Genomic DNA, 7,567 nt, shown 5'->3' with positions numbered 1-7,567 from the left:
CGCCCGCGCCCGCCCCCGCGGCAAGCGGATCGACATCGGTGACCGCCGAGTCGGAGCCCACGACCGCCCCCACCCCCGCCCAGCTCGACGACCTGGCGCGGCGGCTCGTCGCGCCGTTGTCGCGGCTGTTGCGGGCGGAGTTGCGCGGGGACCGCGAGCGCGTCGGGCGGCTGCGCGACCGCGGGCGCTGAACGGCGCCGGCACCCACTCGAAACCAGCCCCCGCCCGTACCACTAGCGAGAGAACCAACGCATGCCGAACACCGAAGATCCCGGCTCCACCGTCTTCTTCAAGCTGACCATCGACGGCCAGGACCTCGGGCTGTTCAACGGCTGCGAGGGGCTCGCCTCCGAGGTCGAGGTGGAGCAGCGGCAGGAGGGCGGCAACAACGGCTTCGTGTGGCAGCTGCCGTCCCGCGTGACGTTCTCCACGATCCGGCTGACCCGGCCGCTGACCGCCGAGACGTCGCGGGTGGCCGCGTGGATCTCGTCGATCGCCACCGGCATCAGCCGGCCGACGGCGCAGATCGCGGCGTTGCGCGCGAACGGTTCGATCGTGGCGCAGTGGGGGCTGGTGGAGGTCCTGCCGGTGCGCTGGCAGGGGCCGAGTCTCAATCCGGAGAGTCCGAGCGTGGCGACCGAGACCCTTGAGATCGCCCATCACGGTTTCACTGACGCGGGAGGTGCCTGATGGCCGCGCCCACCGGCGGCAAGGCGGGAGCGAGCCTGGTACGGGCGTCGCTCGCGATCCATCAGCCGCCCACCGACCTGGGCGGGTCGATGGGCGGGAAGATCGGCGAAGTGGAGTTCCAGTTCAACCCGACCCAGCTCCAGATGGGGCGCGAGGCGGAGTGGCAGACGCGGCAGGCGGTCGCGTACATGCGCGGCGCGCCGCCGAAGTTCACCGGCACCCGGCCCGCGACGCTCCAGCTGGAGGTGTTCCTGGACGCGTCCGGCACCCCGAAGTCCGGCAAGGTGCAGAAGCACGTCGAACTGCTGCTGTCCTGCTGCGAGGTGACGTCGCAGAGCTCGCAGTCCAAGCGGCCGTCGCCGCCGTGGGTGCGGTTCTCGTGGGGCTCGTTCAACACGGTGCAGTTCATCGCGTACGTGACGTCCGTCAACGCGACCTACACCCTGTTCAACCCGACCGGCGAGCCGATCCGCGCGACCTGCACGCTGTCGCTGACCGAGGTGGCCATGTCCACCAAGGGGCAGAACCCGACGTCCGGCGCGCTCTCCGCGCGCCGCATCACCCGCACCGTGGCGGGCGACTCGCTGGCCTCGCTGGCCTATCGCGAGTACGGGGACGCCACGCGCTGGCGGGTGATCGCCGAGGCGAACGGCATCGACGACCCGATGCGGCTGCGCCCCGGAACCGAACTGCTGCTGCCCGCCGCCGACGAGGTACGGGCGCCGGACCTGGCCGAGGAGCGCTGATGAGCGAGAAGACCTTCACCACCGTCCTCTACGCCGAGATCGGCGGGGCGGTGCTGACCGACAAGCTGGCCGCCCACCTCATCGAGGGGTGGGTGGACGCGAGCGTCAACGTGCCGTCCGCGTTCCAGCTGACGTTCGACGACTCGGGCAGCGACATCCTGAAGAAGTTCCCGCAGATCAAGGTGGGCGCGAAGGCGACGCTCTGCCCGTTCACGGACGGCCGGCGCGGCGACCCGATGCTGACGGGCGAGGTCACCGCGCTGGAGGCGGACGTCGACGCGGGCGGCAAGTCGCTGGTGGTGCGCGGCTACGACCTCGGGCACCGGCTGCTGCGCAACCACCGGGTCGAGGGGTACCCGAACATGACTGCCGGGGACATCGTCGATCGGCTCGCCACCAAGAACGGCCTGGATGTCGGCACGATCGACTCGACGCCCACGGTGTACGAGCTGGCGACGCAGCCCAACATCACCGACTGGGACTTCCTCTCCCGGCTCGCCGCGGAGAACGACGTCCACCTCTACTTCGACCAGCACGGCAAGCTCCAGTTCACGGACTTGCCGTCGGCCTCGGGCGCGCCCTCCGACACCACGCCTGCCGCGCAGTCCCCGTACGTGCTGGAATTCGGCCACAACACCACCCAGGCCCGGGTGTCGGTGACCGCCGCCGGGCAGGTCAAGCGGGCCTCCGCGCGCGGCTGGGACATGCGCGCCAAGCGCTCGCTGTACGCCGACTCGCAGGCCACGAAGAGCGAGGACATCCTCGCGGACATCACACCGGGGCAGGTGTCGTCGCCGTTCGGGTCGTCCGAACTGACCGAGACGCAGACGCCGTACACCACGTCGGGGCAGGTCAAGCACGCCGCGAAGGCGCTCGCCGACGACGTCGCGAACTCCTTCGCGGAGCTGGAGGTGGCGATCACCGGCAACCCCGAGATGCGGCCGGGCCACCCGGTCGCGCTCAAGGGCGCCGGTTTCCCCTTCGAGGGCAAGTACACGGCGACCGGCGTCCGCCATGTCTTCGAGTCGGGGCGGCCGTTCACCACCTGGCTGCATGTCTCGGCGCGGCAGTTCCGCTCGCTGTACGGGCTCGCCTCGGGCGGCTCGGAGGAGGCGCCGACCATGCCGGGCGTGGTCGTGGCGCAGGTCAGCAACGCCAAGGACCCGCTGAAGCTGAACCGGGTGAAGCTGACGTTCCCGTGGCTGTCGGACACGTACGAGAGCGACTGGTGCCGGGTCGCGCAGTTCGGCGGGGTCAAGGGCGGCGGGCTGCTGATGCCCGAGGTCGAGGACGAGGTGCTGGTCGCCTTCGACCGGGGCTCGCTGGAGCACCCGTACGTCATCGCGGGCCTGTACAACGGGAAGGACAAGCCGACCCCCGACCCCGACAACCTCGACCCCATCGACGGGCTCAGCGGCAAGGTCAACTGGCGCAGCCTGACCTCCCGTTCCGGTCACACGCTGGAGCTGGTGGACGCCAAGTCGAAGATGAAGAGCGGGGTGCGGCTCCAGACCGGCAACGGCAAGTTCACCGTGCACCTCGACGAGGTCAAGACGAGTGTGACCATCAAGGCCGACGGCAGCGTGCACATCAGGGGCACCCGCAGCGTCGACGTCATGGCCGGCGGCAATCTGTCGCTGAAGGCCGGCGGTTCGATCAGCATCGACGCCGGGGCCGCGATCGACATCAAGGCGGGCATGAAGTTCGGCGTCACCGCGGGGGCCGAGGCGGACATCAACGCGGGCGCCGCCGTGAACATCGAGGCGGGCGCCGCGGTGGAGATCCAGGCGGGCGCCACGGCGGGGATGAAGGCCGCCGGGCCGGTGACGCTCACCTCCCCGTCCATCGTGGGCATGGAGACGCCGGTGGTGCTCGTCAACGACATCCCGCTGCCGATCTGATCCGTGCGATCCGGAGGAAGAAGACCCGAGTCCATGTCCGAGTCCGAGCACCGATCCGAGTCCGAGCACCGGTCCGAGGCCGTGCGCCGGTCCGGGACCGCGTGTTTCTGCAAGCCTGAGGGGGCCACGGCAGATGAGTGAGCAATTCGTCGGTGCGGGCTGGGCGTTCCCGATGCGCACGGATGTCTCCGGCGGCATCGCGCTCGTCCGCCGCGAGCGCGAGATCGAGGAGTCCATGCGGCTGGTGCTGGCCACCGCGCCGGGCGAGCGGCCGATGCGGCCCGAATTCGGGTGCGCGGTGCACGACATGGTCTTCGCGCCGGTCAACGAGGCGACGGCCGGGCGCATCCGGTACGAGGTGCGGCTGTCGCTGGACCGGTGGGAGCCGCGCATCGAGGTGCTGGACGTGACGGTGAGCCCGGCGCCGGACGACTCGTCCGTGCTGTACATCGACGTGCAGTACGCGGTGCGCGGCACCAACAACCCGCGCTCCCTCGTCTTCCCCTTCTATGTGATCCCGTCCACCGAAAGCGACGTCTGATGGCCCTGCCCGCCCCCCACCTCGACGACCGGCGCTTCCAGCAGTTCGTCGACGACGCCAAGCGCTACATCCAGCAGCGCTGCCCCGAGTGGACCGACCACAACGTCTCGGACCCCGGCGTCACCCTCATCGAGGCCGTCGCGCACATGGCGGACCAGGTCGTCTACCGCCTCAACCGGGTGCCGGAGAAGAACCACCTCGCCTTCCTCGACCTGCTGGGCGTCAGCCTCTTCCCGCCGGCCGCGGCCCGCGCGGCCGTCACGTTCTGGCTCTCCGCGCCGCAGGACGAGCCGGTCGTGCTGCCCACCGGCACGGAGGTGGCGACCAGCCGCACCGAGTCCGAGGAGGCGGTGGCCTTCGCGACGGAGGACGATCTGACGGTCGTGCCGTGCGAGCTGGAGACCGTGCTGCGGCAGGAGTCCGGGTCCTCGCCCGAGGACCGCAGCCAGGACATCTTCGGCGGCGACGACGTGGCGGTCTTCGGGGAGTCGCCGCAACCCGGCGACATGCTGCTGTTCGGGCTGTCGGCGGCCGTGCCGCGGTGCGTCGCGGTGCTGAACCTCGACAGCCGGGTGGACGGCGTCGGCGTCGACCCCCGGCAGCCGCCGCTGTGCTGGGAGGCGTGGACGGCCGACGGCTGGATCGAGTGCGAGGTCGACGAGGACTCCACCGGCGGCCTCAACCGGCCCGGCGAGGTCGTGCTGCACATCCCCTCCGGCCATCTGCTCTCGCGCGTCGGCCGCCGCGAGGCGGGCTGGCTGCGCTGCCGGGTCACGGAGGCCGCGCCGGGCCAGCCGTTCTACAGCGCCTCGCCGACCGTACGGGCCGCGTCCGCGTTCACCATCGGCGGCACGACGACCGCCGCCCACGCCGACGTCGTCCAGGACGAGTCGCTGGGCGAGTCCTCGGGCGTGCCCGGCCAGCGGCTGCGGCTCGCGCACGCGCCCGTCGTCGGGGACTACCCGCCGCTGCTGCTGGAGGTCTCGGAGGGCGACGGCTGGCAGAGCTGGGAGGTCGTCGGCGACTTCGCGCGCTCGGGCCCCGACGACCGGCACCTCACCCTGGACGCGGCCACCGGCGAGGTCGCCTTCGGCCCGTCCGTGCGCCAGGCGGACGGCGAGGTGCACCAGTTCGGCGCGGTGCCCGCGAAGGGCGCGATGATCCGCGCCACCCGCTACCGCACCGGCGGCGGGCGCGGCGGCAATGTGGCGCGCGGCGCGATCCAGGTGCTGCGCAGCTCCATCCCGTACATCGCGCGCGTCGCGAACCGGGAGGCCGCGCGCGGCGGCGTCGACGGCGAGACGGTCGAGGAGGCGAAGGTACGGGCCCCCATCGCGCTGCGCGCCCAGGAACGGGCCGTCACCGCGCGGGACTACGAGGAACTGGCGCGCCGCGCAGCGCCCGAGACCGCCCGTATCGCCTGCCTCGCGGCGGACCAGCACGACCACGGCGACAACGCGGTGCGGGTCCTCGTCGTCCCGCAGGCCGTCTCCGACCGGGGCGGCCGGCTCCGCTTCGAGCAGCTGGTGCCGGGCGACGAACTCCTCGGCCGCGTCACGGAGTTCCTCGACGAGCGCCGCCCGCTGGGCACCCGGCTGTCGGTGGGCCCGCCGTTCTACCAGGGCGTCACGGTCGTCGCGACGCTGCACTCGTTCCGCGCCGCGCAGGCCGAGCGGGTACGGGCCGAGGCGCTCGACGCGCTGTACGCCTACCTCGACCCGCTGACGGGCGGCGCGCACGGCGAGGGCTGGCCGTTCGGCCGGCCGCTGCGCTCCGGCGAGATCTTCGCGGCGCTCCAGCGGGTGCCCGGCGTGGAGCTGGTGGACGAGGTGCTGCTGCACCCCGCCGACCCGCTGACCGGCCGGCGCGGCGACGCCACCGACCGCATAGAGCTCGCGCCGTCGGCGCTGCTGTTCCCCTTCGACCACCGCGTCCGCGTGATTGAGGCCCGGTAACCGCGATGACGACACCGATCGAGGCGGTACCGCCGCCCGCCTGCCGGGGCTCGGTCGACGGGCTCGGCACCCCGTACCCGCTCGGCGACCAGCTCCCCGGCATCTACGCCGAGGACGATTTCGCGCTGCGCTTCGTCGAGGGCCTGGACGTGGTGCTGGCGCCGCTGTTCAACGTCCTGGACTGCCTGGAGGCGTACTTCATGCCGGCCCTCGCGCCGGACGACTTCATCGACTGGCTGACGACCTGGGTGGGCGCGGAGCTGGACGGCACGGAGCCGCTGGCGCTGCGCCGCCACGCGGTCGCGACGGCCGTCTCCCTGCACCGGGTGCGGGGCACCTGCCAGGGGCTGTCCGACGCGGTGCGGCTGGCGTTCGGCGTCACGCCCGAGATCACGGAGAGCGGCGGCGCCACCTGGTCGGCGCGCCCGCTGGGCGCGTTCCCCGGCACGCCCGAGGCGTTCCTCAAGGTGACGCTGTACGTCCCCGACCCGGCGGCGGTCGACGCGCACCGGCTGCACGCCATCGTCTCCGCGGCCCGCCCCGCGCACCTTCCGTTCACCGCCGAGGTAGCCCCGGCCCCCGCCGACCCGAAGGGATCCGACCATGTCTGACGCCCCCGCCGCCGCCTGCCCGGACTGCGGAACCCCGGCGCGCCAGGAAGGCCAGTCCTTCTGCGACTCCTGCGGCGGCTTCCTGCGCTGGGACTCCTCCCCGGCCACGTCGCCGGCCGACAGTTCCTCGAAGAAGACGCCGGAGGTGGACACGTCCCCGCCCCCGAGGCCGGCCCCGACCCCGAGAGACGGCGGCAGCATCCAGGGCGGCCGGCTGGCCCCGCGCGACGGCTCGCCGCACGACCGGGGCGCTCCGTCGGCTACGGGCTCGGGTACGGGCTCGGCGGGGCCGCAGCCGGGGCAGAAGCCCGGGGCGGACGCGCAGGGCGGCCCGTACGGCTCCAACCCGGCCCCGGCCCCGCACACCGAGCAGGCGCCCACCGCACCCGCCGCACCTTCCGCGCCGCTGCCCCCCGCGGGCCCCATGCCGGGCGCGGCGGCACCGGGCGCGGCCGACGGCGCGTCCCAGCAGGCCCGGCCCGGTTTCGAGGACCCCGACACCGAGAACACCATTCCGATGCCCCCGGCACCCGGCGACCGGCGCGCGCGGCGGGACGCCGACGACGACTGGCCCATGGCGCAGAACGCCGCCGAGCCCGCCGAACCGCCCCAGCCCGCCCCGAACGCCTCACACACCCCCGAGGCCCCGGAAACGCCCACCGCGCCGCCCGCGCGGCCCGGCGCCGACTGGGAGCCGCACCGCCCCGTGGAGCCCCCGAACCGGTCCGACACCGCGATCCGCGCGCTGCTCGTGCCCGTACCGGACGCCACCCCGCCGTCCGCCCCGCCGGAGGCGCCCGGCTCGGTGCTGCCCGGCCGCCCCGAGACGCAGCGGCCCCGCGTCCGTACGCCCGGCGTGCCGATGGCCGACTTCGGCGACCCGTGCCGGTATTGCAGCACGGTGAACCCGCCGCGGCGGCACTTCTGCCGGCAGTGCGCCAGCCCGCTCTCCGACGAGCGGGACGCGATCGCCGAGGGCCCGTACGCCGGTCAGCGCCCGCGGCTGCACCGTGAGCACGGCCGCTGGATCACCCGCGTCCTCCTCACGCTGCTGCTCGTCGGCGTGATCGTCGGCGGCGTCTTCGGCGGCCCGCCGGCCGCCCGCGCCATTCAGGACCACTTC

6 protein-coding genes and 2 pseudogenes are annotated in these 7,567 nt (G+C 73.3%); all 8 read left to right on the top strand.

Features of this window, described 5'->3' with window-relative positions:
- A pseudogene (locus tag ACFU99_RS25605) lies at positions 1–191 on the top strand (hypothetical protein); the annotation flags it as partial.
- A gap of 61 nt (positions 192–252) precedes the next feature.
- A complete protein-coding gene (locus tag ACFU99_RS25600) occupies positions 253–690 on the top strand; it encodes a phage tail protein (protein ID WP_384395848.1) in 438 nt (145 codons plus the stop codon).
- Positions 690–1,436 (top strand): LysM peptidoglycan-binding domain-containing protein, encoded by a 747-nt coding sequence (locus tag ACFU99_RS25595; RefSeq protein WP_384395845.1) that lies wholly within the window; start codon positions 690–692, stop codon positions 1,434–1,436. The genes ACFU99_RS25600 and ACFU99_RS25595 overlap by 1 nt, the downstream gene beginning before the upstream one ends.
- Positions 1,436–3,337, top strand: coding sequence for a VgrG-related protein (locus tag ACFU99_RS25590; RefSeq protein ID WP_384395842.1), 1,902 nt, complete (start codon positions 1,436–1,438; stop codon positions 3,335–3,337). Before ACFU99_RS25595 ends, ACFU99_RS25590 begins: the two co-directional genes overlap by 1 nt.
- A gap of 133 nt (positions 3,338–3,470) precedes the next feature.
- The gene (locus ACFU99_RS25585; protein WP_384395839.1) at positions 3,471–3,878 is read left to right on the top strand and encodes a GPW/gp25 family protein; all 408 of its coding nucleotides are present in this window, start codon (positions 3,471–3,473) and stop codon (positions 3,876–3,878) included.
- Positions 3,878–5,833, top strand: a complete 1,956-nt coding sequence (locus ACFU99_RS25580) for a putative baseplate assembly protein (protein ID WP_384395836.1) — start codon at positions 3,878–3,880, stop codon at positions 5,831–5,833. The genes ACFU99_RS25585 and ACFU99_RS25580 overlap by 1 nt, the downstream gene beginning before the upstream one ends.
- A 5-nt stretch (positions 5,834–5,838) precedes the next feature.
- The gene (locus tag ACFU99_RS25575; RefSeq protein ID WP_384395833.1) at positions 5,839–6,444 is read left to right on the top strand and encodes a phage tail protein; all 606 of its coding nucleotides are present in this window, start codon (positions 5,839–5,841) and stop codon (positions 6,442–6,444) included.
- Positions 6,437–7,567: pseudogene (locus ACFU99_RS25570) on the top strand (hypothetical protein); the annotation flags it as partial. The gene ACFU99_RS25575 and the pseudogene ACFU99_RS25570, both read left to right, overlap by 8 nt.

This window comes from Streptomyces sp. NPDC057654 (genome assembly GCF_042800135.1).
GTDB lineage: Bacteria > Actinomycetota > Actinomycetes > Streptomycetales > Streptomycetaceae > Streptomyces.
This window is presented reverse-complemented; position numbering and strand designations above follow the sequence as displayed.

Bases quoted from the DNA above. Each gene is read 5' to 3' on its own strand.
- ACFU99_RS25585 (WP_384395839.1), top strand. From the start codon at position 3,471: ATGAGTGAGCAATTCGTCGGTGCGGGCTGGGCGTTCCCGATGCGCACG.
- ACFU99_RS25600 (WP_384395848.1), top strand. From the start codon at position 253: ATGCCGAACACCGAAGATCCCGGCTCCACCGTCTTCTTCAAGCTGACC.
- ACFU99_RS25580 (WP_384395836.1), top strand. From the start codon at position 3,878: ATGGCCCTGCCCGCCCCCCACCTCGACGACCGGCGCTTCCAGCAGTTC.
- ACFU99_RS25590 (WP_384395842.1), top strand. From the start codon at position 1,436: ATGAGCGAGAAGACCTTCACCACCGTCCTCTACGCCGAGATCGGCGGG.
- ACFU99_RS25595 (WP_384395845.1), top strand. From the start codon at position 690: ATGGCCGCGCCCACCGGCGGCAAGGCGGGAGCGAGCCTGGTACGGGCG.
- ACFU99_RS25575 (WP_384395833.1), top strand. From the start codon at position 5,839: ATGACGACACCGATCGAGGCGGTACCGCCGCCCGCCTGCCGGGGCTCG.